The organism is Paeniglutamicibacter sulfureus, from assembly GCF_030512175.1.
Taxonomy (GTDB): domain Bacteria; phylum Actinomycetota; class Actinomycetes; order Actinomycetales; family Micrococcaceae; genus Paeniglutamicibacter; species Paeniglutamicibacter sulfureus.
Genome location: NZ_JAULBL010000001.1, coordinates 384,318 through 408,416 on the forward strand (window position 1 = coordinate 384,318; position 24,099 = coordinate 408,416).

Here is a 24,099-nt window from a genome sequence, read left to right on the forward strand (position 1 = left end):
TGGGCGAAGCACGGGGTCACCAAGACTGGCCTTTAGCGCTCTGACCCGAGGGCATCCTGAAGAGAGAGATTGACCCACCGCGGCGGCCCGGAGCATGGCGCACATGTGGAGCTCGCCGATGCCTGGTCTGAGCCCCGGAAAGACGTGGTGTCTGTAAGGCGCACAGCGCATTGCAGACACCCTCGCCTACGAAAGTGGTTGTCCGGGGCAAAACGGGGACCCTTCTAAGCGGCCGGAAACAACACGTCGTAGCCCAGCTTGAGGATCAGGGCGCCCACCACGGCAAGGAAGACAATGCGGATGAACTTGCTGCCCTTGGACACAGCCATGCGCGCGCCGAGGTAGCCGCCAACCATGTTCGCCGCCCCCAGCACCAGGCCGATCCCCCACAACAGGTGCCCGGAAGGCAGGAAGAACGCCAGTGCGCCCAGGTTGGTCGCCATGTTCACGATCTTGGCCTTGGCACTGGCTGCAAGGAAGTTGTAGCCCATGAAGGCGACCATCGCGATGATCAGGAACGATCCGGTGCCCGGGCCGATCAGCCCGTCGTAGCCGCCGATGACCAGCCCGATCACCGCCGCCACCGCGTGGTGGCGGGAGCCGGTGTGGCGCAGGTTGGTCAGTTCCCCTGCCGTTGGTTTGAAGAGCGTGAACAGGCCAACCGCGATGAGTGCGGCAATGATGACGGGTTTGATGACTTCTTCGGGCAGCAGCGTGGCCAGGATCGCCCCGCCGAAGGAGCCCGCCAGCGCCACCGTGGCCATTGGGATCGCGGTCCTCAGATCCGGATGGGCACGGCGGTAGTAGGTCACCGCACTGGTGGTGGTGCCGAAGACGGATCCCAGCTTGTTGGTGGCAAGCGCCTGCACCGGGGAGATCCCCGGGACCAACAGCAGGGCTGGGAGCTGGAGCAGTCCCCCGCCGCCGACCACCGCATCGACCCAGCCCGCGGCGAATCCTGCGAGCACGATCAAGGCAATGGTTCCGGGCTCCATTCCCTGCAGCCCGGAACCATCAAGCAGGGTCGCCGCCTCGATCATCCCTAGCCCTTGGCGAGGGCGATCAGCTGCGCGACAACTTCGTCGACGGAGACGTCGGTGCGTTCCCCGGTGGCGCGGTCCTTGACCTCGACCACTCCGTCGGCCAAGCCGCGGCCGATGACCACGATCGTGGGCACGCCGATGAGCTCCGCGTCGGAGAACTTCACGCCTGCCGAGACCTTGGGACGGTCATCGTAGATGACCTCGACGCCGGCTGCGTGCAGCTCGTCGGCGATCTTCTGTGCCGCCTCGAAGAGTTCTGCCTGCTTGCCGGTGACCACCAGGTGCACGTCGGCCGGGGCCACGTTGCGGGGCCAGACCAAGCCGTTCTCATCGTGGTTGGACTCGGCCAGGGCGGCGACGGCACGGGTGACGCCCACGCCGTAGGAGCCCATGGTGACGACCTTGAGCTTGCCGTTCTGGTCCAGCACCTTCAGGTCCAGGGCCTCGGCGTACTTGCGGCCGAGCTGGAAGATGTGGCCCATCTCGATGCCGCGGGCGGTTTCCAGCGGGCCGGATCCGTCCGGGGCCGGGTCCCCGGCGAGCACCTCGACGCACTCGATGGTGCCGTCCCAGGTGAAGTCGCGTCCGGCGACCAGGCCGAAGACATGCTTGCCGGCCTCGTTGGCGCCGGTGACCCAGCTGGTGCCGGCAACCACGCGCGGGTCAACCAGGTACAGGATCTTGGAAGCGCCTTCCAGGCCCAGGACCGCCGCATCGGTGCCCAGCGCCGGGCCGATGTAGCCCTTGATGAGCGTCGGGTGCTTCTTCAGGTCATCCTCGGTCGCGGCCTCGAGGCCGACCTCGCCGCCGGTTTCCAGGTGCGCGGAGATGTTTGCCTCGACGCGCTTGAGGTCCACGTTGCGGTCCCCGGGCAGGCCGATGGCCACCAGCTGGCGTTCGCCAGTGGGCAGCGTGGCGGCCAGCACGACGTTCTTCAGGGTGTCAATGGCGCTCCAGGCGCCGTTGGCGCGCGGGGCGATCTCGTTGGCGCAGGCCACCAGGGTATCGATGGTCGGGGTGTTCGGGGTGTCCAGGACCTCGAAGGCCGGGGCATCGGTGAAGTCGATGTCCTCGGGCACCACGGTGGTCACCGCCTCGACGTTGGCGTAGTAGCCTCCGGGAGAGCGGACGAAGGTGTCCTCGCCGACAGGAGTCGGGTGCAGGAATTCCTCGGACTTCGATCCGCCCATGGCTCCGGCCGTGGCGAAGACCGGAAGGATCTCCAGGCCCAGGCGGCCGAAGATCTTCAGGTACGCGGCGCGGTGGGCCTGGTAGGCCTCTTCCAGGCCCTCGTCGTCGATGTTGAAGGAGTAGGAGTCCTTCATGATGAATTCGCGCCCGCGCAGCAGGCCCGCGCGGGGACGTGCCTCGTCGCGGTACTTGTTCTGGATCTGGTAGAGGTAGGCCGGCAGGTCCTTGTAGGAGTTGTACAGGTCCTTGACCAGGAGGGTGAACATCTCCTCATGGGTGGGGGCCAGCAGGTAGTCGGCGCCCTTGCGGTCCTTGAGACGGAAGAGTCCGTCGCCGTACTCGGTCCAGCGGCCAGTCGTCTCATAGGGTTCGCGCGGCAGCAGCGCCGGGAAATGGACTTCCTGGGCGCCAATGGCGTTCATCTCCTCGCGGATGATGGCTTCCACCTTGCCCAGGACGCGCAGGCCCAGCGGCAGCCAGGTGTAGATCCCCGGTGCCGCGCGGCGGATGTACCCGGCGCGAACCAGCAGCTTGTGGCTGGCGACCTCGGCATCGACCGGATCTTCGCGCAGCGTGCGCAGGAACAGGGTGGAGAGCTTTAGGACCACGCTAACTTTCCATTTCCGCGGCCATATTCCAGGCCACAACATAGTGGTGGGGTGCAAATCTTTGGTGCCGCGGCTTTCGCCCCGGGCGGGCAACCGCTTCCGTGCACGGGGTTCCGCGTCGGGGCATGGCGCCGCAAGGCACTTGTCCCATCCTACTTTGCCGACCCGGTGCCCCTTGGCATCGAGGGCAACATGGCTGTGGCCGAGCGGCAATGACCAAGGCGTGTCCGAGGCCCCTTGCGAACTGATCGTATGACGCGGGATAAATTGCTGCTGTTGGACCCGGCCCGGCGTATCTGGCCCCACTTCATGAATACTGCCTGCACGGAGCGGTGGCGACACCTCCGCCGGCCAGTTACTTGCAGCGCGCTCGGCGCCGGTAGGCCATGGGCAACATGGCCCACCCCTTGAAGTCAGCCGCGGGAGGAAGAATCCGCACGGAATCCGGCGGCCCCGAAACACGGCACGGCCGGGCCGCCCGTGACGGGAGGCCCGGCCGTGCCGGTGGAGCATGCGGGGTGTTACTGCTTGGGCAGCTGCGGGTCCACGCCGTAGTGGTTCGCCAGTTCGGTGATCACCGCGTGGGCGCCCTGGATGCTGACCGAGGCCAGGAAGATGGAGTCGTCGACCGGAAGCTTGTCGCCCTCGAGGCGGTTCCAGAGCGGGTTGGACTCGTATTCGGCCTTCTGGGCGCGCGAGGCGTCGCCTTCAGCGCCCGGCGGGGTCCAGGCGCTGACCATGATCAGGCCGGCGTCGCCCTCGAGGATCTGCTCCGCACCCAGCGGGGCAAAGATCGAGTCGGTGGAGTCAAGTCCGCCTGCGGGGCGCGGGATCGCCATGTCGGCCATGATTTCGCCGATGAACGAGTCGGTCGCGTAGAGCCGGGCGGTGTCGCCGCCGGAGAAGCGGATCAGCGAGTAGGTCAGCTTCGGGTCCTTGGCCAGGATGGACTTGCCGACGGAGGCGGCGCGGTCCTCGTATTCCTTCACCAGGGTCTCGGCCTTGGTCTTCTCCCCCAGGGCCTCGCCGAGGAAGACGACGTTTTCCTTCCAGGTCGGGCCGGTGCTGTCGGAGAAGATGGTCGGCGCGATCTTGGAGAGCTGCGGGTACAGCGCCTCGTGGCGCACCTTGGCCGAGACGATCAGGTCCGGCTGCAGTTCAAGGATCTTCTCGAGGTTCGGCTCGGCGAGCGTGCCCACGTTGACGGACTCGGCGGTCGCCTCCTTCACGTCGCCCAGGTAGGGGGCGAAGGGGTCCTTCGGGTCCTGGCGGTACTGGACATAGCCGACCAGGTCGGCGTCGAGCAGCAGGGCCGCGTCGATGTAGCTCGGGTCCAGGGCGACGACGCGCTTGGGCTGCGTCTCCAGGGTGGTCGACCCCATGATGTGGTCCATGGTCAGGGGGTAGCCGGCGGCGTTGGCGGCCGGGGACGCCGCGGGGGCTTCGGTCGCGGGGGCGGCGCAGGCGGAGGTGGCGAGCAGGGCAATGCCGGCAAGGGCGGCGGCCACGCGGCGAACGGTCGACTTTTTCATGGGCGGGTACTTTCAGCGAGTGGGAAGTTACGCGGCAGCGGCACAAAAAGTTAGGGTTGCCTTGCCAAGGCAGTACACTAGCACAGTGCCGATACATAGGGCACGAAATTGTTTCGTAATCAAAAAGGGAGTCCTCGTGCCCGTCCTCGCCACCGCCGCGCAGGCGCCCGCTGCGGATCCGCGCACCGGCGGCCGTCCCGTCGGGCGGGCCCGCCGCCTGCGCCGCCTGGGGCTGGCCGCGGCGGCGCTGCTGCTGGCTGTGCTCGCCAGCATCTGCATCGGCGGCCAGCCCTCCTCGCTGGCCGAGGCCTGGCACGCCGTGGCCACCCCGTCCGGCACCGTCATGGACGTAACGATTCGCGAGCTGCGCTGGCCGCGCACGCTGACCGGGATCGTGGTGGGCGCCTGCCTTGGGCTGGCCGGCACGCTGGTCCAGGGACACACGCGCAACCCGATCGCCGATCCGGGGCTGCTGGGCATCAACCAGGGCGCGGCACTGGCGATCGTTGCGGCCACCACGTTCTGGGGCCAGCAGACCGCCGGCGTCGAGGCCACCCTCGCCTTCACCGGCGCCCTGGGGGCCAGCATCCTGGTCTTCCTGCTCGGGTCCGCCAGTCGGCACGGGGCCACCCCCATCACCCTGGTGCTGGCCGGGGCGGCGGTGACGGCCCTGTGCCACGGCCTGGTGTCCGGGCTGGTGCTGCTCAACGAGGAGGCGCTGGACACGCTGCGCTTCTGGCAGATCGGCTCGCTGGCCGGGCGGGACGGCGGCCTGGACCTGGTGGCCCCCTTCATCCTCGCCGGCCTGCTGCTGGCGCTGGCAAACCTCGGCGCGCTGAACACCCTGGCCCTGGGCGAGGACACGGCCACCGCGCTGGGCACCGGCGTGTTGCGCTCGCGCATCGTCGGGATTGCCGCCATCGCGCTGCTCTCCGGCTCGGCGGTGACACTGGCCGGCCCGATCGCCTTTGCCGGCCTGGTCATCCCGCACCTGGCGCGCGCCGCCATGGGCGGGGACCACCGCTGGTTGATGCCCTTCTCGCTGCTGGCCGGCGCCACCCTGGTGCTGCTGGCCGACACCGCCGGACGGGTCGTGGCCCGGCCCGGCGAGCTCTCCGTCGGCGTCGTGCTGGCCGTGATCGGCGCGCCGCTCTTCGTGCGCCTGGCCCGGCGCAAGAGGCTGGTGGCCCTGTGAGCGCCGGGACGACGGGGACCGGCACGCGCTTTGCCTCGGTGCGGGTGCTGCGCCTGGGGCCGGTGTCGCTGCGCACCGACCCGCGCACCCTGGCCGTGACGGCGCTGCTGCTGCCGCTGGTGCTGGCCGGCGCGGCCCTGCACATCGCCTTCGGCGGCACCCCGCTGGCCTTCGGCGAGGTGGTGCGCGCCCTGCTGGGCGATGATTCCAATCCCTTGGTGCACCTGGCCGCCACCGAGTTCCGCGCCCCGCGCATGGCAGCCGCGGTGCTGGTGGGCGCCGCCCTGGCCGCGGCCGGGGCGCTGACCCAGACCGTGGCCCGCAACCCGCTGGCCAGCCCCGACGTGCTCGGGGTGACCTCCGGCGCCGCGGTGGGAGCGGTGGGCGTGCTGGTGCTGGCCGGCGGCGGGCATGCCGGGCTCAGCGGCGCCGCAGCGATGCTGGGCATGCCCGCGGCGGCCTTCGCGGCCGGGCTGCTGGCCGGCGGCGCGGTGTACCTGCTGGCCTACCGCCGCGGCCTCGACAGCCAGCGCCTCATCCTGGTCGGGCTGGGCGTCTCCGGCCTGGCCGCCAGCCTGACCACCTGGATGCTGACCCTGGGCGATGTCACCAGCGCGGGGCTGGCCCTGACCTGGATGATGGGCTCGCTCAACGGCAAGGAATGGACGCTGGTGGCACCGCTGGCCGTGGCCGCGGCGGTGCTGCTGCTCGCGGCGCTGGGCATGGGCCGCTGGCTGGCCCTGTCCAGCCTGGGCGACGACGTCGCGCTCGCGCTGGGCTCGCGGATCGGGACGGTGCGCACCGTGGCACTGCTGCTGGCGGTGCTGCTGGCCGCGATCGCCACCGTGGTGGGCGGGCCGATCGCCTTCGTGGCCCTCGCCGCCCCGCAGATCGCGCGGCTGCTCTGCGGCGCGGCGCTGCCCCCGGTGGGCGCCAGCGCCCTGGTCGGGGCGCTCTTCGTGCTGCTCTCCGACGTGGCGGCGGCGAACCTGCTGGCCATCCCGCTGCCGGTGGGCGTGGCCACAGCGGTGCTCGGCGCGCCGTTCCTGATGTACCTGATCCTCAAACACCAACGGAGAACCTCATGATCCCGGCCGCATCCCGCCTCTGCGTCGAAGAGGTCACCCTGGGCTACGACGGGGACGACATCGTGCACCAGCTCAGCCTGGCCGTGCCCGACGGCGCGGTGACCTCGATCATCGGCCCCAACGGCTGCGGCAAGTCCACCCTGTTGCGCGCCATGGCCCGGCTGATGGTGCCGCGCTCCGGGCGCGTGCTGCTGGACGGGGAGCCGCTGCACCGCCAGCCGACCCGCTCGGTGGCGACCCGGCTGGGCATGCTGCCGCAGAACCCCACGGCCCCGGCCGGGCTGACCGTGGCGGATTTGGTCTCGCGCGGGCGCAATCCGCGCCAGCGCTGGTACCAGCAGTTCTCCGTCGGCGACGAGCGCGTGGTCGCCGAGGCGCTGGAGGCCACCGGCATCGCCGCGCTGGCCGACGTGCCGATGGACGAGCTCTCCGGCGGGCAGCGCCAGCGCGCCTGGATCTCGATGGTGCTGGCCCAGGAAACAGACATCGTGCTGCTCGACGAGCCCACCAGCTTCCTGGACCTGGCACACCAGGTCGAGCTCCTGGAACTGGTGCAGCGGCTGAATGCCGAGCACGGGCGCACGATCGTCATGGTGCTGCACGACATCTCACTGGCCGCCCGCTACTCGGACCACATGGTCGCGATGCGCCAGGGCCGGATCCATTCGGCGGGTTCCCCCTCCGAGGTCGTCACCGAGCGCGGGCTGGCCGAGATCTTCGGGCTGAGCGCGCAGGTAGTTGCCGACCCGGTCGCCGGACGCCCCCATGTCATCCCGCTGGGCAACGGGCCGCTGCCCGAAGCGCTGGCCTCCTCCGCGGAACGGACCGCGGAGGCCGCGGCGAAAGCCTAGCGAAACCCCACGGGCATTTCCGCTGCGGCCCGGGGTTCCCTGCGTGGCTTGGGGCCGCCCGGCCGGGTTACGGGGCGGGAGTCGCCGCGGGCGGTGCCGCGCGCAGGATCGTCAGCAGGCCCTCGGCATCCTTTAGCGCCTGCGCAGTGGCTGCTTCGGGGGTACTCTTCACGGCGCGGGTAGCCGTCAGCATCAGGCTGCCGTCAATGAGTCGGACCGACACCTGTTTGTTCTTCGCATTCCCGTTCACGCTTTCCAACATGGTGGCAGTGGTGAAGTGAGCGGAACTCGTGACCTCAAGCGGGGTCAGCTTGGAGGTGATCGTTTGGCCGCCCGCGGTGACCGCGTAGGTGCTGCAGGACTGGTCCAGGTGCTGCTGCGCCGCCACGTTGGCCACCAGGCCGGCACGGTCGCGGTAGGAGGCAATTGTCAGGTCGCCGCCGGCGTTCTGCGGCAGGACGGCTGCCGCCATGGCCGCCTGGTCCAGCTGGTCGGTCAGGCTGCCCACCCCGTAGAGTCCGCACTCGGCAGGAACCACTGTGACGCCCTCAAGCCACTTTTGCGCCTCCGGCAGTTGCTTGCGCAGCGCTTCCTGGTCATTGACGACTGTTCCGGGGGTCGCTGCCGCCCATTGCTGCACAGCGCTTTTCAGTGCAGCGGCATCCAGGTAACCCAGTTCGGCCCTGCCCGACGGACCAGCGGTCGGGCTGGCGGAGCCCGGCTCGGTGACGGGCACCTCGACGGCGGTCGGCGATGATGCGCTGGGGCCCGGGACCGGGGCATCGGTGCAACCGGCAAGGGCCAGCAACAGGCCTGCTGCCGCCAGTGCGGTGGAGGTCCTGCGAATGGTTTCGTTGGTCCTTGGCATATGGGACGTCACGTCTAGCTTTCAGGTCGGCGGTCCTCAAGGGGCACGCTGTGGCCGTGGTGGATGGTTCCGGCACCCGCCGGAAGGTCAGAAGAGGATGGTGGCGAACTCGCCGACCTCTTCGAAACCGACTTTGCGATAGGTCGCAAGGGCAGGTGCGTTGTAGTCGTTGACATAGAGGCTGGTGGTGGGGGCAAGTCGCAGGGCGTAGTCGGCGACCGCGGCCATGTAGCCGGCAGCCTTCCCGCCGCCGCGGTGCTCGGGGTTCATCCAGACCCCCTGGATCTGTGTGGCCCGGGTGGTGACGGTTCCCAGTTCGGCCTTGAACCGGATCGCGCCTTCAGTGTCCAGGGCGATCAGCGAATGTCCCGAATGGATCAGCGAGCGGACCCTCGAACGGTAGAACGACCCCCCATTGACCAGCGGGGAGTAACCCAGCTCTTCCTCGAACATCAGCGCGCAGGCCGGCAGCACCAGGTCGTACTCCCCCGCGTGGCTGGCCCGCAGGGAGGGCTCCGGCTCGATGGCGGGGGCCTTGGAGAGCGTCATGAAGGGCTGGTTGGGCCGCACGCTGAAGGCCTGCTGCGGACCCTCGGCGAGGACCTTCCACATCCCCATGACGGCATCGGCCGGGCCGAAGCAGGAAGCAAAACTCCGGTTCAGCGATTTCACGACGTGCCCGAATTCCCCGGCGTCCTCGGCGGTGACATTGATCGGCACGATATTTGCACCGATCCAGCAGGCCGAGACCAGCAGCGCCCCGTCGAACCGGCCCACGATGAGCGATCCGCCCAGACCCGGCCTGGCGGATCCGGTGACGGCCAGCTGCGCATCCATGAAGATGTTGGCGACCGGATCGATGGAAACGAGGGCGCGGAGAGCCGCGGTATCGGCGTCATCGAGGACACGGATACTTGCGGAGAGCGACTCTCCGGCGCCCGGGTTGCGTCTAGCTGACGGTAACCACGGGGCCACCTTGGACAGGATTTTCTCCATCCACGTTCCCCATTTCCTCGGCGATGCGCATCGCCTCTTCAATCAGTGTCTCAACAATTTGGTCTTCGGGCACCGTCTTGATGACTTCGCCCTTCACAAAGATCTGCCCCTTGCCGTTGCCCGAGGCAACACCGAGGTCGGCTTCGCGTGCCTCGCCGGGGCCGTTGACGACACAGCCCATGACTGCCACGCGCAGTGGGACCTCAAGTCCTTCCAGCCCGGCGGTGACCTGGTCGGCCAGCGTGTAGACGTCGACCTGGGCGCGTCCACAGGACGGGCAGGAGACGATTTCCAGCTTGCGCGGGCGCAGGTTCAGGGATTGCAGGATCTGCGCTCCAACCTTGACCTCCTCGACCGGCGGGGCCGAGAGCGAGACGCGGATGGTGTCGCCGATGCCCTTGGAGAGCAGCGCGCCGAAGGCGGTGGCTGACTTGATGGTGCCCTGGAAGGCGGGTCCCGCCTCGGTGACGCCCAGGTGCAACGGCCAGTCGCCGCGTTCGGCCAACAGCTCGTAGGCACGGACCATGACGACCGGGTCGTTGTGCTTGACCGAGATCTTGAAGTCGTGGAAGTCGTGTTCCTCGAAGAGCGAGGCTTCCCAGACGGCGGATTCGACCAGCGCCTCGGGGGTCGCCTTGCCGTACTTCTCCATCAGGCGCGGGTCCAGCGAACCGGCGTTGACTCCGATGCGGATGGAGGTGCCGGCGGCCTTGGCGGCCTCGGCAATCTGCTTGACCTGGTCGTCGAACTTGCGGATGTTGCCCGGGTTCACGCGGACGGCGGCGCAGCCGGCGTCGATGGCGGCAAAGACGTACTTCGGCTGGAAGTGGATGTCGGCGATCACGGGGATCTGCGACTTCTTTGCGATGATCGGCAGCGCCAGCGCGTCGTCGGCCGACGGGCACGCAACACGCACGATGTCGCAGCCGGTGGCCGTGAGTTCGGCAATCTGCTGCAGCGTGGCGTTGATGTCGGTGGTCGGCGTCGTCGTCATCGACTGGATGCTGACGGGGCTGTCGGAACCCACACCGACGGAACCGACCTTGATCTGTCGGGTCTTGCGCCGCGGCGTGAGGACCGGGGGTGGCGTCGATGGCATGCCGAGACTGACCGGGATCGAGGTCAAGATTTCCTCCGAGGTGTAGAGAATGGAAGCTTTTTCCATTATCCCCCCGCAACCCGGCCCGCGGGGCCGTAATCTCGCAGGGCGAAGCCGGACGCGCGTCCGCGACATCAAAGTGCCGTGATCACGCGGGTTTGCTACCTAGGCGTGGTGACTGAGCTCACCCGTGACCGGGCTCCATTCGGTGATCCGCAGGGCGGCAATGGAGCCGCTGACCGCGAACGGGTCGTCCTTCAGGGTCTCGGCCAGTGCCGCCTGGCTCGGCGCCGACAACAGCAACAGGGCGCCGGATCCGTCCACGTAGGGGCCGGAGGCGACCAGCGCAATTTCGCCGGCCAATCCGGACAGGAACTCGCGGTGCCCGGGGCGGTGCTCATCACGGATGGCATCGGAACCGGCCGCGTATACATATTCGACTGCAAAAACACTCATGAGCTACAGCCTAATGCTTGCGAAAGCCAAATGGGTTGCGTGGCACAGTCAAGCCGCGCGGAGGGCCCCTGCCATGTCCCGGGAGGGACCTCAGAGGCGCCGTTTAGGGAATCATCCGGTCAGCCAAGGAGCGAGATGTGCGGCCTTGCGGTGACGGCCGCAATGAATGTGATCGATCCCAGGCTCAGGGAAAAGCTTCCAGGGGTCAGAACATCATCAGCATGAATCCCGCCACGGTACACAGGATCCCGGTCCCCGTGAGTATCCAGCCGATGAGCAAGGCGTGGTTGTCACGCGGGGGCGGCCCCAGTCCCCACCGGGCGGGATGGCACTTATCGTAATGGAGTTCGACTTGCGTTCCCACATCCAGGATTTGGACTTCTGCGGGGTCGTGCAGGGCGAGGCGCGGCGTGTTTTCACTATCTGACCAGCGGAAGCCTTGAAATCCACCGGCTTCGAAGACCTCGGCAGTGGTCGTGGTCCACTGGCACCGGCGCCTTGCCACGATCCAGCCCGCGATGAGCAGCGGAATCCCAGGGACAAATCCCACCCACGTCATCATTTCCAACATGGGGCCCAAGGCACCTGCGGGTCCGGTCATGCTCCAATCTTATCCGCTGCCAAGTGCAGTCATCGTTGCCGGCTGCCGCTGCGTTGTAGCACTACGACTGGCTGTGGTGATAAGCGCCGGGGTGCACCGAGTCGGCCTCGTGGGACTTGACGGACAGTGAACACTCGTCTCGGCAATCCTAAGGCGCGGAGCGGGGTACCGGTCACCTGGACTGGACCCAAATCCACGGGAGACGCGGGCACTTCCGTCGAGGGCGACTTTCCGTCATCCTGAAATCGGAACGACACGGAGTCTCGCGAAGGATTCAGGGGTGGTCATGTCACCGAAAGGCGGGGGGACATGGGACCCCTTGATCGTGGGGGTCATTCCCCGGCAGCACCCCGAGGTCATCTCACACGGGTTGGTGCTTGCCGAGCAGCTTGATCGTGCCATGATCTTCGCTTACGTGGAGACCAACAGTTACCTGACGGAGTGGAACCTCCAGGAAGACATCAGGGATCTTTCGTTGCATCCACGCGACCTCGATGAGGACATGACCGCGGATGCCCTGGAAATCCTTGCCGTTGTTGAAGCGAGGATGGAGGGAAGTTCTACCGTCTGGACCTTGCGTATCCTGGCGGGCGAGATCTGGAAGGCATTGGCGCGCCTGGCCTCGGAAACCGACGCTTCAATGATCATTGTGGGGACCAGGAAGCCCACGTTTGGGGCGCATGTTTCCCAACTGCTCAACGGTGCCACGGCTTCACATCTCGCCGCGCACCAGCACCGGCCGGTTCTGGTGGTGCCAAGCATGGCCAAGCCCAAAGGGCGCCGGGTGTAGTCCGTGTATGTTTGCGCTGTGGGCCCACAAGGGGCCGGCGGATACACGGCGCCGGAGCGCCGTCGGGCACTCCTGCCGTCCTACAGAAAGGGTGCGCTCCTTCACGAAGCGCACCCTTGTGTACGTAGTTATGAGGGCATGGATGGATTTAGCCGGCTACGACGAGGCGCTGGTACTGTCCTGCACCTCTCCGACCAGTTCCTCGATGATGTCCTCCAGGAAGAGCACCCCGGTGGTGGCGCCCTCGGCGTCAAATACGCGGGCTACGTGGGCGCCGGTGCGGCGCATGGCGGCCAGCGCGTCCTCCAGCTCGCCGCCGCAGAAGGTGGAGGCCAGGGAGCGGATCCGCTTGGTCGGAACCGGCTCGTGGAGCTTCTGGGTCGTGGTCAGGTCCATAACGTCCTTCAGGTGCAGGTAGCCAACGAGTTCCCTGTCGTCGTTCACCAGGATGTAGCGGGAATAGCCGTGCTGGGCCACCGCGGCCTGGATGGCGGCCGGGGAGGAACCTTCCGGCAAAAGGACCATCGCATCGAGCGGCACCTCCACGTCGGAGACCTTCTTCGTGGTGAATTCGAACGCCTTGCCCAGGGTGCCGTTGGCATCGGACAGCATTCCGTCGCGGGTGGATTGCTCCACAATGGCCGCCACCTCGTCCAGGGTGTAGGCGCTGGTGGCCCCGTCCTTGGGCTCCACCCGGAAGAGACGCAGGATGGAGTTGGCGATGCCGTTCAGGGTCCAGATCACCGGTTTGACGATGCGGGCCACCATGACCAGCGGCGGCGCCAGGATCAGGGCGGCGCGCGTGGGCACCGAGAAGGAGATGTTCTTCGGAACCATCTCGCCGATCACCACGTGCAGGAACGTGACCAGCAGCAAGGCCGCGACGAAGGCGATGATGCCGATGGCCTCCGCGCTCAGTGAGGTGAAGCCGAGCGGGATTTCGAGCAGGTGGTGGATCGCCGGCTCTGAGACGTTCAGGATCACCAGCGAGCATACGGTGATGCCCAGCTGGCTGGTGGCCAGCATCAGCGTCGCGTGCTCCATGGCCCACAGCGTGGTCTTGGCCGCCTTGGAGCCGGCCTCGGCCTTCGGCTCGATCTGCGAACGCCGGGCGGAGATGACGGCGAATTCGGCGCCGACAAAGAACGCGTTGATGACCAGCAGCACGACGAGCCAGATGATTCCGGGAAGATATTCACTCATGGGTCAGGTCCTGGGTCATGTTCTCGATGATTTGGTCGTGTTCGCTCTGGGAGGGGTCGCCCGGGGTGAATTTCAGGCGTTCGATGTGGGTGCCCAGCACGCGTTCGACGCGCAAGGTGCCCTCGGGGAGGGTCACTTCGTCGCCGAGTTCGGGGATCCGGTCCAGTTGGTCGGTGACGAAGCCTGCGAGGGTGTCATACTCCTCGCCGTCCGGGACGTTGATCCCGGTGCGGTCCAGCAATTCGTCGGGCCGCAATGAGGCATCGAAGGTCACGGATCGTCCGGTTTTCACGACGCCGACACGGACCTTGTCGTGTTCGTCCTCGAGTTCCCCTACGATCTCCTCGACGAGGTCTTCGAGGGTGACGATTCCGGCAGTGCCGCCGTGTTCGTCGGAGACGATGGCAACCTGCAGGCCCTGCTGGCGGAGCAGTCCCAGGAGCGATTCAACGCCCATGGACTCGGGGATGCGCAACGGTGCATGCATCAGGTCGGTGGCGAGCAGTGTCGCGCGTTGCTCCATGGGAAGGGCAAAGGCCTGTTTGACGTGCAGCACGCCCAGGATCTCGTCGCGGTCCCGGCCAATCACCGGGAATCGGGAGAACCCGGTCGCGATGGCCAGGGCGATGATGTCCTCGGCGTGGTGCTCCGCATCCACCGCGACCATGCGCACCCGCGGGGTCATGACATCGGCGGCACTGTGTTCGGAGAAACGCAGCGTGCGGTGCAGCAGCGTGGCGTGGTCCTGGTCAAGGACCCCCTCCAGTGCCGATCGGCGCACCAGCGAACTGAGCTCCTCGGCACTGCGCGCCCCGGAGAGTTCTTCCTTGGGCTCGATGCCGAAGGAGCGGATGATCCCGTTGGCAGTGTTGTTGAACAGCAGGATCACCGGCTTGAAGACGGTGGTGAACAAGGCCTGGAAGGGCACAACGATCTTGGCGGTGGCCAGCGGCAGGGCGAGGGCGAAGTTCTTGGGGACCAGTTCGCCGATGATCATGGAGAAGACGGTGGCGAGGAAGATGCCGATCACCGCTCCGATGCCCGGCACGATCGCTTCAGGAACCCCGGCGCCCAGCAGTGGCCCACGCAGCAGGGAGCTGATAGCCGGTTCGAAGGTGTAACCGGTGAGCAGCGTGGTCAAGGTGATGCCCAGTTGGGCGCTGGAGAGGTGGGTGGAGGTGATCTTCAGGGCCTTGATGGTGGGGCCCAGGCGTTTTTCACCGCGCGCGGCGCGGGCTTCAAGGTCGTTGCGGTCCAGGTTGACCAGCGCGAATTCGGAGGCAACGAACAAGCCGGTGCCCACGGTGAGGACCAGGCCAATGCCGATCATGATCCATTCATACATTGGGGCGCCCCTCTCCGGTGGGTGTCGGAATCAATCCGGCAGACGTGGAGAAGGGCCAGGGCATGTGGGAAGGGGGGTCATCCATAGTGGAACAAACTCTATACGAATTAGGTGCGAGGTTTCTGAGCACCCCCGCTCGTCGCGGCAGCAACGAGCTGTCGCCGGCGTCGGCAATCCCAGACGGAATGAATCAACGGACTGGCTGCCTTGAATCCAGCACCACCGGTGAAAGCATAGGCGAGACATTGGTTAGGCGCCTATCCCCGACTGGACGTAGCATCCCGGACCTCACCAACCAGTTCCTCCAAGACATCCTCGAGCGCCACGACACAAATGCCACTGACCGGATTCGAAGTTCCCTCAATGAGTGCCAGATGGGCGTTGAGTTTCTGCATTTCCTGCATCACCGGGCGCAGCTTCGCATCTCGTGGAACCGAAACCAAGGGGCGGATCGAACCCGGGGGAAGCGTTTCGTGGCGATGCTCTGCGGACATGGAGAGGATGTCCTTGACATGTACGTACCCCACCAGCAATCCGTCATCGCCTTGTACCGGAAAGCGCGAGAAGCCGGTTTCCACGCACAGCTTTTCCAGCTCGGTGACGGTGGCGGAACAGGAAACGGTTCGTAGCTGATCCGCGGGAATGGCTACATCGGCCGCGGTCAAGCTCTCGAAATCCAGGGCGCCGGTAAGCAGCGCAATTTCGTCCTCATCCAACAATCCTTCCCTGCCGGATTCGGCGATGAACCCACGGACCTCCTCGGAGGTGAACGCAGAGGCTACTTCGTCGCGGGGTTGGGCCTTGAAAGCCCAGCGCACCACCAGGTTGGCGCTGTGGTTCATGGTCCAGATCACCGGACGGAAGACCATAACGAACACCCTCAGCGCCGGGCCAAGGATGAGCGCCGAGGGGACCGGACGGACGATTGCCATGTTTTTGGGCACCATTTCCCCCAGCACCATGTGCAGGAAGGTCACTATCAGCAGGGCCAACAGCAATGCGACCGGGTGTATGAGCTCCACCGGCACACCTACAGAGGTCAGCGGACCTTCGATGGCTGGGGCTATCGCGGGTTCACCGACGGCGCCGATCAACAGGGAACACGCGGTGATGCCCAGTTGGGTGGCGGCCAGCGAGGTGGAGACGTCTTCCATTCCCTTGAGCGCCCAGCGGGCGGCCCAGGCGCCGGTGGCGGCCTTCGGTTCGATCTGGTCGCGGCGGGCCGAGACCATGGCGAACTCGGCACCCACGAAGAAGGCATTGCCAGCCAGCAGCAGGGCCAGGAGCAAGAGCGCGGTTCCCTCGATCACCGGCGCTCACCTTTGTCCCCGTGCCCGCCAACACCATCAGGGGTGCGGCCCGGGGATCGGCGGGCAATGATCCGGTCCACCCGGTGCCCGTCCATCTTCAGCACCACCAGGGAAACCTCGATGGGTGTGGGCAGGCCGTTTTCGTCAAGGTTCACCCGGTCGACCGCGTGGAGGGTGATCTTGTCTCTTGTGCCGGGCAGGTGGTCGAGCTCTTCGGCCATGAGCCCGCCGAGGGTGTCGGATTCCTCGCCCTCGGGTATTTCCAGGGCCATGATGTCACCGAGTTCGTCCGGACGCAGCAATCCGGAGATCCCGAGGGCACCATCTCGGTAGCGGCGGTAGCGTTGGACCTTGGCGTCCTGCTCGTCATCGATTTCCCCGACGATTTCCTCGATCAGGTCCTCAAGGGTCACGATGCCTGCGGTCCCGCCATATTCGTCGATGACCACCGCCATCTGGAGCCCCGGCTGGCGCAGCTCGCGCAGCAACGGGTCAAGGGTCATGGATTCGGAGACCACCGGTATCGGGACGGTGATCTCCCGGACCAGGCGGGTTGCGCGCTGCTGGTAGGGGACGGCCAGGGCGTGTTTGAAATGGACCGCCCCAAGGATCTCGTCCACGGTGTCCCCGTGGACAGGGAAGCGCGAGTATCCGCTGGAGGCCGAGAGGTCGATGAGTTCCTGCACGTTGTGCCGACTCAGGAACATCACCTGTGGGCGAGGGCGCATGACATCCGAGGCGGTGCGGTCACCGAATTCGATGGAACGGGCCACCAGTTCGGCCGTGCCCGGATCCAGGGTACCTTGCTGCCCGGAACGAGAGACCACTGCGGCAAGTTCCTGGGGGGTGCGGGCGCTGGCAAGTTCTTCCGCGGGGGTGAATCCCAGGAGTCGCAGGATCCCGTTCGCCGAGGAGTTCAGGATCTTCACCAACCAACCGAACAGGAACATGAAGATCCTCTGCGGGTGCACCACTAGTTCGGCCACTCGAATCGGTTCGGCGATGGCCCAGTTCTTGGGCACGAGTTCACCGAACACCATTTGCGTGAACGTGGCGATGATGAAGGCCGCGGTGAGTGCCGTGCCCGTCGCGGTGGCCCGTGGGATGTCGGCCAGGGCAAACGCCTCGGTGAGCAGGACGCCGAGGGACGGTGCCATGAGGAACCCGGCAACCAAGCTGGTGAGGGTAATGCCCAGCTGCGCACCGGAGAGATTGGTGGAAGTCTTCTTGAGGGACCGTTCCAGCACAAGGGCGCGTTTGTTACCGGATTCCCCGGCCGCACGCACGGTGTTTCGGTTGACGGTGAGAAAAGCGAACTCGACGGCCACAAACAACGCATTGGCCAGAATGAGAAGAACAAATACCCCCAGCAGTATCCAGGCGCTCACCAGGTTCTCCCACCCCTGGACACCGTGCAGCGAAGGCTACTCGGAAGCTCACTGTTCAATCTGCAGGAGGGGAGGCAACGCGACGGTAAGCGCCGGCAGTCGGCACCGGCCATCTGTCCTCGAGGTTGCTCTGTCCGGGGGACGAAGGACCTACCTTCGAGGACATCACAACCCAGGCGGTCATGGGCAGCGGAGCTCCTCTGGGTGGCCGGGGTCATGTCGCGAACTATTCAGGGGCTCTGTTGGGCACCACGAGCATTGGCAAAGAAATATGCTGCAACAACGCTTGACTGACCGACCCGTGCATCCACCCGGACAGGCCGCCGAAACCCCGGGTCCCGACAACGAGGAGGACCGCGTCCCCGGCGGCGTGAGCGATCTCGGGGACCGGCTTGCCTGCCACGTAATGGAGGCTGATTTCCAGCCCGATAAACCGCTCCTTGGTGTGGGTCAGAAGCTCGGTCAGGGAAGAACCATAGGATTCCTCATGTTCGGTGGCAGCAACGGTCACCACGCTCAGGGAAAGACCATCGCGCTGCGCAAGACCCGCTGCGGTGTGGAGCAGGCTCATCGCCCCGGGCCCGGGTTCGACCGCAACGACGACGCGTCCCACGGATAGAGCATGCCCGTTCTCCGTACCTTGGCCGGACGGGCGGGACTCCCAGCCATGGGGAATGACGGCCGTGGGACTATGCGCGTGTGCGGCCAGTGCAGAGGAGACACTGCCCAGCCGGGCGCCGATTGCCGAGTGGTGTCTTCGTCCAACCACAGTTAAGCCCGCGTCGTTCGAAAGCTTCACCAAGACTTCGTTGGCGCGTCCCGGGAGCGCGATGCCCTGCGACGAGACGCCTAGGCGGCGGGCCTCGGTTTCCAAGCCTTGAAAGAGTCGTTCCGCATCACGATGGGCGGTTTGCAAGTACGCTGAGTCAATCGACGGATCTGCAATCGTGGGACTCGGAAAGACGTTGGCGAACCATACGGGCCATTGTCGGAACCCCGCCTCACGCACGGCCCAAAGGGCTGCGCCTCGGCTTTCCGGCGAACCATCTACACCAGCGAGAACAACGTTCTCCATGGCTTCATCCTAGTGGAAAACCGCTCAGGATCGTATGCCCCGGACCATCATTCATGTCATGTGGACTACTCAGGCCTTGATGTGAGCGGGAACCGCTCGGCAGGTCCGCGAAAGATCGGGGAAATCACTGCGGCCATCCAACGGCCCGTGCCCCTAGACCAGGTCGTCCATCAGCCGGGCGAGGATGTCGTTCATGGCGAGCAGACCGACCAGCTGGCTGCCTTCAACCACGATGAGCCGGCTGAGTTGGTAACGGCTCATCAGTGCCGCCGCCTGACGCACGGAGAGGTCCTCGTTCACGGCGATGGCCGGTATCGTGGCGGTGTCATAAACGTTGAGAAGATCCACGTCCCCTTCTTCGGCGACGACGGTCTGCAGGAGTTCCCGGTAGCTGAGCATCCCATAGGCGTCATGGGCATGCTGCCGCTCCACCACCAAGCTCTTCACCTGGCGATCCTTCATCAGCGACAGTGCTTCCCGCAGCGTGTTGTACGGGGAAATCGTGACGACATTGGGGACCATGATGTCCTTGACGGTGAGCATGTTCTTCCTCCTCGTGTGTCGGGCCCGGATGGGCACGGCGTCAGTCTTCTCCGCGGCGCAGATGTTCTTCAAAACTTTGCACCTGTTGCGGGTCGATCCCCGTCAGGTGCTCGATGGGCACAGCGAAGGCCAGACCACGGGAGTCGGTCCCCCGCACCAATATGCCGTGAAGTTCTTTCAGGATGGGTGCTGTCAGGTGTTTTCCCACGACCATCAGCAACACCGACTGTGTACCTTCAAAGGTCAACCCGAAGAAGGTCTTTCTGGATTCGCCCCCGATGCCCTTGCCCGACAGGATCGTCACGCCCGTGGCCCCGACTTGCTGGGCATGCCTGATGACCTTGTCTTCCAGTTCCTCCGGGGCGATGACGATGATGGCGGTGAATTTCATGTCCGTTCCTTCCTCAGCCGGGGAAATCTCTCCATCACCATGGCATACACCATGACGGCAATGACAGGGAAGATCGAGGCAAATGCGATCAATCCGAACCCGTCAATGAGTACGTCGCGTCCTTCGACAGCAGCAGCAAGGCCGATGCCCAGAGCGGTGACCAGCGGCACCGTGACTTCCGAGGTCGTCACTCCTCCCAGGTCGAATGCCAAGCCGATGATATGTCTCGGGGCGAAAAAGACCAGAACAACCGCGACCGCGTAGGCGGCCATGATGAAGTAGTGGAAGGGTCCCCCGGTCAAGATGCGGTATACGCCGAAGCCGATCCCCAGCCCTACCCCGACGGCGACAATAACCCGCAAGGTGACCGCGCCGACTTTCCCTGGGGATGCAGCCTGTGCCTGCTCGCCGATCGCCACCAGCGCGGGCTCGGCCATGGTGGTGGCAAAACCAATCAGGAGCGCAAAGAGCAGGATCATGGCCGGCACCCCCTGGGCGATGAGTTGCTCCGCCATGAGCGTCCCCAGGGGAAAGAGCCCGATCCGCAGCCCCACGACGAAGGCGTACAGACCCACCAAGACCATGGCGAAGCCGGTGACGACCCGTAGCGGGTGGGCCAGTCTGCGCCGAAGCACAACCCACTGGAAAAATAGGACCACGGCCACGATGGGCAGCACCTCCCGGATCATGGATGCCAGCCCAAGGATCATGCCCACTACCCAGCCCGTCGGATTCTCCGCGGGCTCCGCGACCGGCCCTGCCCCGATATCGCCGAAGCGGAAGACCCAGATCCCGTACAGCTGCACGCCGATCATGGGCACCATCACGCTCAGCGCCACCAGGCCGAACCCGTCCGACAGCAGGCTGCGCCCCCTGATCGAGTTGGCCAGTCCCAGTCCGATGGCAGCGATCAGCGGGACGCTCACAATGTTGGTGGTCACCCCGCCGGAATCGTACGCTAGGCCGATGATCTCCGCCGGGGCCACATAGGTCAGCGACAGCACCACGGCGTATCCGGCGATCAACAGCCAATGCACCGGCCAGCCGCGCAGCACGCGCAGGATTCCCACCACCAGGACCAGTCCCACCGAACCGGCAATGACAAAGCGCAGCGCCAACCCGTTGATCCGCCCGTCGCTGACCAGCTGCGCCTGCTCGGCGATGGCGATCACGGCAGGCTCCGCGACGGAGGCTGCGAATCCGATGGCAAATCCGAAGGGCAGCAGCAGTCCCAGTGCCCCGCGCCGGACGAACTGGTTGGCCAGGTTCTTCCCGACCGGGAAGATGCTGAGGTCAAGGCCGAACAGGAACAAGGCAATGCCCACCGCCACGATCAACAATCCCGCCACCAGGGTCAGGGGGTCATCGGGCATGGAGCGGAACACCAGCCACTGGAACAAGACCACGACGGCCACGATGGGCAGCAGGTTCCGCAGCGCCTTCAGGAATTCGCGGGCGAATCGGCCGAGGTGCTCCATCGGGTCCTCTCGCGAAATCGTTCCTGCACATACCTTGACCTTCAGTCTGCAGGTCTCACCTGGCAGTGTCCACCACCCGGGAACAGCGGAAAGCACCCGCAATTCACATCCGTACCGCACCTTCTGCCGGGTGCCCTTGCCTCGGTTCCGGGCGGGTCATGGTGGCCTGCATGCGGGCAGACAGCGGTAAGTTGACCGTAGACGGGTCGAGGGCACTGGTCCCGGTGGACCGGGGCGACGGCGCGCCGGATCAACAGGACATTGAAGCGCTCTGGCCGGGCTGGCGAAGCAGCCTGCCCGGTTCCAGGACATCGACGGATTCGCCGACGTCGGAAGGCGGCGTGGCGCACGGGTAATGCCTTCCCCGAAGGTCAGCCGAAGATCGACACCGGCTTGACGATGTCTGCGTAGATCAGCACCGCACCCATCACCAGCATGCCCACCGCGACCACGTAGGTCAGCGGAAGCATCTTGGCGATGTCCACCGGCCCCGGATCGGGTCGCCTAAAGACCTTGGAGAAGAACCGGCGCACCGATTCGAAGAGCGCGCCGACGATGTGCCCGCCATCCAGCGGCAGCAGCGGGATCAGGTTGAAGACGAACAGCGCGATGTTCAGCCCGCCGATCAGCGAGATCAGGCTGGCTGCCTTGTCGGCCACCCCGATCTGCTCCATGGCGCTGATTTCGCCGGCAATCCGGCCCACGCCCACCACGGAGATCGGTCCGTTCGGATCGCGCGGGGTGTCGGAGAACGCGGCCTTGCCCACCGCGGCAACGCGGGCGGGCAGATCGAGCACCACCGCCGCGACACCCGACACCTGCTGTCCCACCGCAGGAAGGACGGCCGAAACCGGCTGCTGGATGTTTCGCACGTCCGAGCCCATGCCGATGAACCCGACCTCCACGGTCTGCGGGTTACCTGCGGCGTCGGTGACGAGCTGCCCCTGGTCGTTGATCACCGGGCGTTCGGTCTTGTAGGGGGTGATGGTGGTGGAGTGTTCAACGCCCTCGCGCTCGTAGGTCAGCGGGACGGACTCGCCGGCATGGCCGCGGATGGCCTGGGTCAGCGCCACCCAGTCGGTGGTGCCCACGGGGGCTCCGTCGAAGGAGGTGACCACGTCGCCCGGGCGCAGGCCCGCGGCGTAGGCGGGGCCCGGGGCGTCGGAAGGCAGGCAGCCGTTGTTGACCGAGGAGTCGCGGGAGGATTCCTCGCCCAGGGGCACTACGCACTGGTAGACCTCCTCGACGGTGCTGGTCTGGGAGGGCATGCCGAACCCGACGGTGACGATGCCGATCATGACCACGCCGATGAGCAGGTTCATCACCGGGCCGCCGAGCATGATGATGATGCGCTTGTAAACCGGCAACTTGTAGAACAGCCGGTTCTCGTCCCCCGGCTGCAGCTGCTCCGCGGCTGCATGCCTGGCCTCGTCGGCCATCTGCTGGAACATGCCGGTGGAGGACTTGCGCAGGATCGGAGCGTCGGTGGCGCCGACGACCCCCTTGTTCTTGGCCGGCGGGTACATCCCGATCATCGCGATGTAGCCACCCAGCGGGATGGCCTTGAACCCGTATTCGGTGTCCCCGCGTTTGAAGGACCACAGCGTCTTGCCGAAGCCGATCATGTACTGGGGCACGCGCACGCCAAAGCGCTTGGCCGGGACCAAGTGCCCGACCTCGTGCAGGCCGATGGAGAAGGCGATGGCGACGACCATGACCAGGACGCCGAGGATGAAAAGGAGGGTGCTCACAGTGATTCCAAACGCTTGGCGGCTTCTGTTCGTGCCCAGGACTCTGCGGCCAGCACGGAATCCAGGTCCAGGGTGCCGGGCTCGGGGTCGTAGCCCTGCAGGATGGCGTCGACCGTTTCGACGATGTCGGTGAAGCGGATGGCCCCGGCGTGGAATGCCTCGACGGCTTCTTCGTTCACGGCGTTGTACACGGCCATGTGCGTGGGCGAGGCGGCCGCGGCGGCCTTGGCCAGCTCGATGGCCGGGAAGGCAGCGGCATCCAGCGGCTCGAAGGTCCAGGAGGAGGCCGTGGACCAGTCGCACGGGGCGGTGGCCCCCGGCACCCGCGCCGGCCAGCCGATCCCCAGGGCGATGGGCAGGGCCATGTCAGGCGGGGAGGCCTGGGCGATGGTGGAGCCGTCGATGAATTCGACCATGGAGTGCACGATGGATTGCGGGTGCACCACCGCCTCGATGTTCTCCAGCGGCACGTCGAAGAGCAGGTGCGCCTCGATGACCTCCAGGGCCTTGTTGACCATGGTGGCCGAGTTGGTGGTCACCACCTTGCCCATGTCCCAGGTCGGGTGGGCCAATGCCTGTTCCGGGGTGACCTCGCGCAGCTGCCCGCGGTCCCAGCCCCGGAAGGGTCCGCCGGAAGCGGTGACGATGAGCCTGTGCACTTCATCCGGGGTGCCGGCGCGCAGCGCCTGGGCCAGGGCGGAATGCTCGGAGTCCACCGGGACCAGCTGTCCGGGTGCGGCGGCGTCCTTGACCAGCGCGCCTCCGACGATCAGCGATTCCTTATTGGCCAGGGCCAGCAGGTGGCCCGCATTCAGCGCAGCGAGCGTGGGGGGCAGGCCGATGGAGCCGGTGATGCCGTTGAGCACCACGTCGGCGTCAGGGAACGAAGCGATTTGCGTTGCCGCGTCGGGCCCGGCGAAGAGTTGCGGGTCGTAGCCCTGGACCCCGGCGGCGTCCTTGGCCGCGGCGATCGCGGCGGAGAGCGCGTCGATATCCGGGTGGGCGCAACCCACCGCGGCGGCCCGCGTGGCCACGGCCTGGGCTGCCAGCAGGGGCAGGTTGCTGCCGCCCGAAAGGGCTGCGACGGCAAATCTGTCGGGCGCCGCGGCGATGACCTCCAGACCCTGGGTGCCGATGGATCCGGTGGAGCCGATCAGTGTGATGCGGCGGATCGTGCCGGGAAGCGGAGGCGTGAAAGCCGTGGCCGGGCGGGGGGCGGAAAACTGCGCAATGTTCACCTGACCCATTATGTCCGCTCTTCCTGTGCCTACCCAATGGGCGGCGGGCGCAACGTCGC

At 66.2% G+C, this 24,099-nt stretch carries 22 protein-coding genes; 4 read left to right on the forward strand and 18 right to left on the reverse strand.

Annotated features, from left to right (window positions below; genetic code table 11):
- Window positions 1-224: 224 nt before the first annotated feature.
- The 3 genes from Q2T94_RS01695 to Q2T94_RS01705 form a co-directional block, all read right to left on the reverse strand.
- A complete protein-coding gene (locus Q2T94_RS01695) occupies window positions 225-1,040 on the reverse strand; it encodes a sulfite exporter TauE/SafE family protein (RefSeq protein WP_302262659.1) in 816 nt (271 codons plus the stop codon).
- Between the two features lie 2 nt (window positions 1,041-1,042).
- Window positions 1,043-2,842 (reverse strand): proline--tRNA ligase, encoded by a 1,800-nt coding sequence (locus tag Q2T94_RS01700; protein WP_302262660.1) that lies wholly within the window; start codon window positions 2,840-2,842, stop codon window positions 1,043-1,045.
- A gap of 521 nt (window positions 2,843-3,363) precedes the next feature.
- Window positions 3,364-4,374 (reverse strand): ABC transporter substrate-binding protein, encoded by a 1,011-nt coding sequence (locus Q2T94_RS01705; protein WP_302262661.1) that lies wholly within the window; start codon window positions 4,372-4,374, stop codon window positions 3,364-3,366.
- A gap of 136 nt (window positions 4,375-4,510) precedes the next feature.
- On the opposite strand from Q2T94_RS01705, the gene Q2T94_RS01710 reads away from it, so the two are divergent.
- From Q2T94_RS01710 to Q2T94_RS01720, 3 genes are read left to right on the forward strand one after another with little or no spacing between them, the layout of a single operon-like run.
- Window positions 4,511-5,569, forward strand: a complete 1,059-nt coding sequence (locus Q2T94_RS01710; protein WP_302262662.1) for a FecCD family ABC transporter permease — start codon at window positions 4,511-4,513, stop codon at window positions 5,567-5,569.
- Window positions 5,566-6,657 carry a FecCD family ABC transporter permease gene (locus Q2T94_RS01715; protein ID WP_302262663.1) on the forward strand — a complete coding sequence of 364 codons (1,092 nt, stop codon included), beginning with the start codon at window positions 5,566-5,568 and terminating at the stop codon, window positions 6,655-6,657. The genes Q2T94_RS01710 and Q2T94_RS01715 overlap by 4 nt, the downstream gene beginning before the upstream one ends.
- A complete protein-coding gene (locus Q2T94_RS01720) occupies window positions 6,654-7,508 on the forward strand; it encodes an ABC transporter ATP-binding protein (RefSeq protein WP_302262664.1) in 855 nt (284 codons plus the stop codon). Before Q2T94_RS01715 ends, Q2T94_RS01720 begins: the two co-directional genes overlap by 4 nt.
- 67 nt (window positions 7,509-7,575) lie before the next feature.
- On the opposite strand, the gene Q2T94_RS01725 is transcribed toward Q2T94_RS01720, so the two are convergent.
- The 5 genes from Q2T94_RS01725 to Q2T94_RS01745 form a co-directional block, all read right to left on the reverse strand.
- Entirely contained in the window at window positions 7,576-8,376 is an 801-nt protein-coding gene (locus tag Q2T94_RS01725) for a hypothetical protein (RefSeq protein ID WP_302262665.1), read from the reverse strand.
- An 87-nt stretch (window positions 8,377-8,463) separates the two neighbouring features.
- Window positions 8,464-9,372, reverse strand: a complete 909-nt coding sequence (locus Q2T94_RS01730) for a GNAT family N-acetyltransferase (protein WP_264268072.1) — start codon at window positions 9,370-9,372, stop codon at window positions 8,464-8,466.
- A complete protein-coding gene (ispG, locus tag Q2T94_RS01735) occupies window positions 9,326-10,471 on the reverse strand; it encodes a flavodoxin-dependent (E)-4-hydroxy-3-methylbut-2-enyl-diphosphate synthase (protein ID WP_372342856.1) in 1,146 nt (381 codons plus the stop codon). Before ispG ends, Q2T94_RS01730 begins: the two co-directional genes overlap by 47 nt.
- A gap of 165 nt (window positions 10,472-10,636) precedes the next feature.
- A complete protein-coding gene (locus Q2T94_RS01740) occupies window positions 10,637-10,927 on the reverse strand; it encodes a YciI family protein (RefSeq protein ID WP_264268073.1) in 291 nt (96 codons plus the stop codon).
- A 205-nt stretch (window positions 10,928-11,132) separates the two neighbouring features.
- Entirely contained in the window at window positions 11,133-11,528 is a 396-nt protein-coding gene (locus Q2T94_RS01745; protein ID WP_264268074.1) for a hypothetical protein, read from the reverse strand.
- A gap of 286 nt (window positions 11,529-11,814) precedes the next feature.
- Between Q2T94_RS01745 and Q2T94_RS01750 the strand changes: the two genes are divergently transcribed.
- Window positions 11,815-12,318, forward strand: a complete 504-nt coding sequence (locus tag Q2T94_RS01750) for a universal stress protein (RefSeq protein ID WP_302262666.1) — start codon at window positions 11,815-11,817, stop codon at window positions 12,316-12,318.
- A gap of 156 nt (window positions 12,319-12,474) precedes the next feature.
- Here the strand turns inward: Q2T94_RS01750 and Q2T94_RS01755 are convergent, their stop codons facing one another.
- The 10 genes from Q2T94_RS01755 to dxr all read right to left on the reverse strand — a co-directional run bounded on the left by Q2T94_RS01755 (window position 12,475) and on the right by dxr (window position 24,049).
- Complete coding sequence (locus Q2T94_RS01755) at window positions 12,475-13,521, reverse strand: hemolysin family protein (RefSeq protein ID WP_302262667.1); 1,047 nt, start codon at window positions 13,519-13,521, stop codon at window positions 12,475-12,477.
- Window positions 13,514-14,866, reverse strand: a complete 1,353-nt coding sequence (locus Q2T94_RS01760; protein WP_264268077.1) for a hemolysin family protein — start codon at window positions 14,864-14,866, stop codon at window positions 13,514-13,516. The genes Q2T94_RS01755 and Q2T94_RS01760 overlap by 8 nt, the downstream gene beginning before the upstream one ends.
- Window positions 14,867-15,123: 257 nt before the next feature.
- The gene (locus tag Q2T94_RS01765) at window positions 15,124-16,176 is read right to left on the reverse strand and encodes a hemolysin family protein (protein WP_302262668.1); all 1,053 of its coding nucleotides are present in this window, start codon (window positions 16,174-16,176) and stop codon (window positions 15,124-15,126) included.
- Window positions 16,173-17,564, reverse strand: a complete 1,392-nt coding sequence (locus Q2T94_RS01770; RefSeq protein WP_302262669.1) for a hemolysin family protein — start codon at window positions 17,562-17,564, stop codon at window positions 16,173-16,175. The genes Q2T94_RS01765 and Q2T94_RS01770 overlap by 4 nt, the downstream gene beginning before the upstream one ends.
- 226 nt (window positions 17,565-17,790) lie before the next feature.
- Window positions 17,791-18,639: a universal stress protein gene (locus Q2T94_RS01775; protein WP_302262670.1), complete on the reverse strand. Its 849-nt coding sequence runs from the start codon at window positions 18,637-18,639 to the stop codon at window positions 17,791-17,793.
- Window positions 18,640-18,792: 153 nt separating this feature from the next.
- Window positions 18,793-19,182: a CBS domain-containing protein gene (locus tag Q2T94_RS01780; protein ID WP_302262671.1), complete on the reverse strand. Its 390-nt coding sequence runs from the start codon at window positions 19,180-19,182 to the stop codon at window positions 18,793-18,795.
- A gap of 40 nt (window positions 19,183-19,222) precedes the next feature.
- Window positions 19,223-19,573 (reverse strand): P-II family nitrogen regulator, encoded by a 351-nt coding sequence (locus Q2T94_RS01785; RefSeq protein ID WP_302262672.1) that lies wholly within the window; start codon window positions 19,571-19,573, stop codon window positions 19,223-19,225.
- Window positions 19,570-21,051, reverse strand: a complete 1,482-nt coding sequence (locus Q2T94_RS01790) for a DUF1538 domain-containing protein (protein ID WP_302262673.1) — start codon at window positions 21,049-21,051, stop codon at window positions 19,570-19,572. The genes Q2T94_RS01785 and Q2T94_RS01790 overlap by 4 nt, the downstream gene beginning before the upstream one ends.
- A gap of 371 nt (window positions 21,052-21,422) precedes the next feature.
- Entirely contained in the window at window positions 21,423-22,802 is a 1,380-nt protein-coding gene (locus Q2T94_RS01795) for a M50 family metallopeptidase (protein ID WP_302262674.1), read from the reverse strand.
- On the reverse strand, window positions 22,799-24,049 hold the full coding sequence (dxr, locus tag Q2T94_RS01800; RefSeq protein ID WP_302262675.1) for a 1-deoxy-D-xylulose-5-phosphate reductoisomerase: 1,251 nt from the start codon (window positions 24,047-24,049) through the stop codon (window positions 22,799-22,801). The genes Q2T94_RS01795 and dxr overlap by 4 nt, the downstream gene beginning before the upstream one ends.
- Window positions 24,050-24,099: the final 50 nt, after the last annotated feature.

What these genes read in the sequence shown, in the direction of transcription:
- Q2T94_RS01695 (WP_302262659.1), bottom strand. Translation starts at nt 1,040, where the DNA reads ATGATCGAGGCGGCGACCCTGCTTGATGGTTCCGGGCTGCAGGGAATG.
- Q2T94_RS01705 (WP_302262661.1), bottom strand. Translation starts at nt 4,374, where the DNA reads ATGAAAAAGTCGACCGTTCGCCGCGTGGCCGCCGCCCTTGCCGGCATT.
- Q2T94_RS01720 (WP_302262664.1), top strand. Translation starts at nt 6,654, where the DNA reads ATGATCCCGGCCGCATCCCGCCTCTGCGTCGAAGAGGTCACCCTGGGC.
- Q2T94_RS01725 (WP_302262665.1), bottom strand. Translation starts at nt 8,376, where the DNA reads ATGCCAAGGACCAACGAAACCATTCGCAGGACCTCCACCGCACTGGCG.
- Q2T94_RS01730 (WP_264268072.1), bottom strand. Translation starts at nt 9,372, where the DNA reads ATGGAGAAAATCCTGTCCAAGGTGGCCCCGTGGTTACCGTCAGCTAGA.
- ispG (WP_372342856.1), bottom strand. Translation starts at nt 10,471, where the DNA reads ATGCCATCGACGCCACCCCCGGTCCTCACGCCGCGGCGCAAGACCCGA.
- Q2T94_RS01740 (WP_264268073.1), bottom strand. Translation starts at nt 10,927, where the DNA reads ATGAGTGTTTTTGCAGTCGAATATGTATACGCGGCCGGTTCCGATGCC.
- Q2T94_RS01745 (WP_264268074.1), bottom strand. Translation starts at nt 11,528, where the DNA reads ATGACCGGACCCGCAGGTGCCTTGGGCCCCATGTTGGAAATGATGACG.
- Q2T94_RS01750 (WP_302262666.1), top strand. Translation starts at nt 11,815, where the DNA reads ATGTCACCGAAAGGCGGGGGGACATGGGACCCCTTGATCGTGGGGGTC.
- Q2T94_RS01755 (WP_302262667.1), bottom strand. Translation starts at nt 13,521, where the DNA reads ATGAGTGAATATCTTCCCGGAATCATCTGGCTCGTCGTGCTGCTGGTC.
- Q2T94_RS01760 (WP_264268077.1), bottom strand. Translation starts at nt 14,866, where the DNA reads ATGTATGAATGGATCATGATCGGCATTGGCCTGGTCCTCACCGTGGGC.
- Q2T94_RS01775 (WP_302262670.1), bottom strand. Translation starts at nt 18,639, where the DNA reads ATGGAGAACGTTGTTCTCGCTGGTGTAGATGGTTCGCCGGAAAGCCGA.
- Q2T94_RS01780 (WP_302262671.1), bottom strand. Translation starts at nt 19,182, where the DNA reads ATGCTCACCGTCAAGGACATCATGGTCCCCAATGTCGTCACGATTTCC.
- Q2T94_RS01785 (WP_302262672.1), bottom strand. Translation starts at nt 19,573, where the DNA reads ATGAAATTCACCGCCATCATCGTCATCGCCCCGGAGGAACTGGAAGAC.
- Q2T94_RS01790 (WP_302262673.1), bottom strand. Translation starts at nt 21,051, where the DNA reads ATGGAGCACCTCGGCCGATTCGCCCGCGAATTCCTGAAGGCGCTGCGG.
- dxr (WP_302262675.1), bottom strand. Translation starts at nt 24,049, where the DNA reads ATGGGTCAGGTGAACATTGCGCAGTTTTCCGCCCCCCGCCCGGCCACG.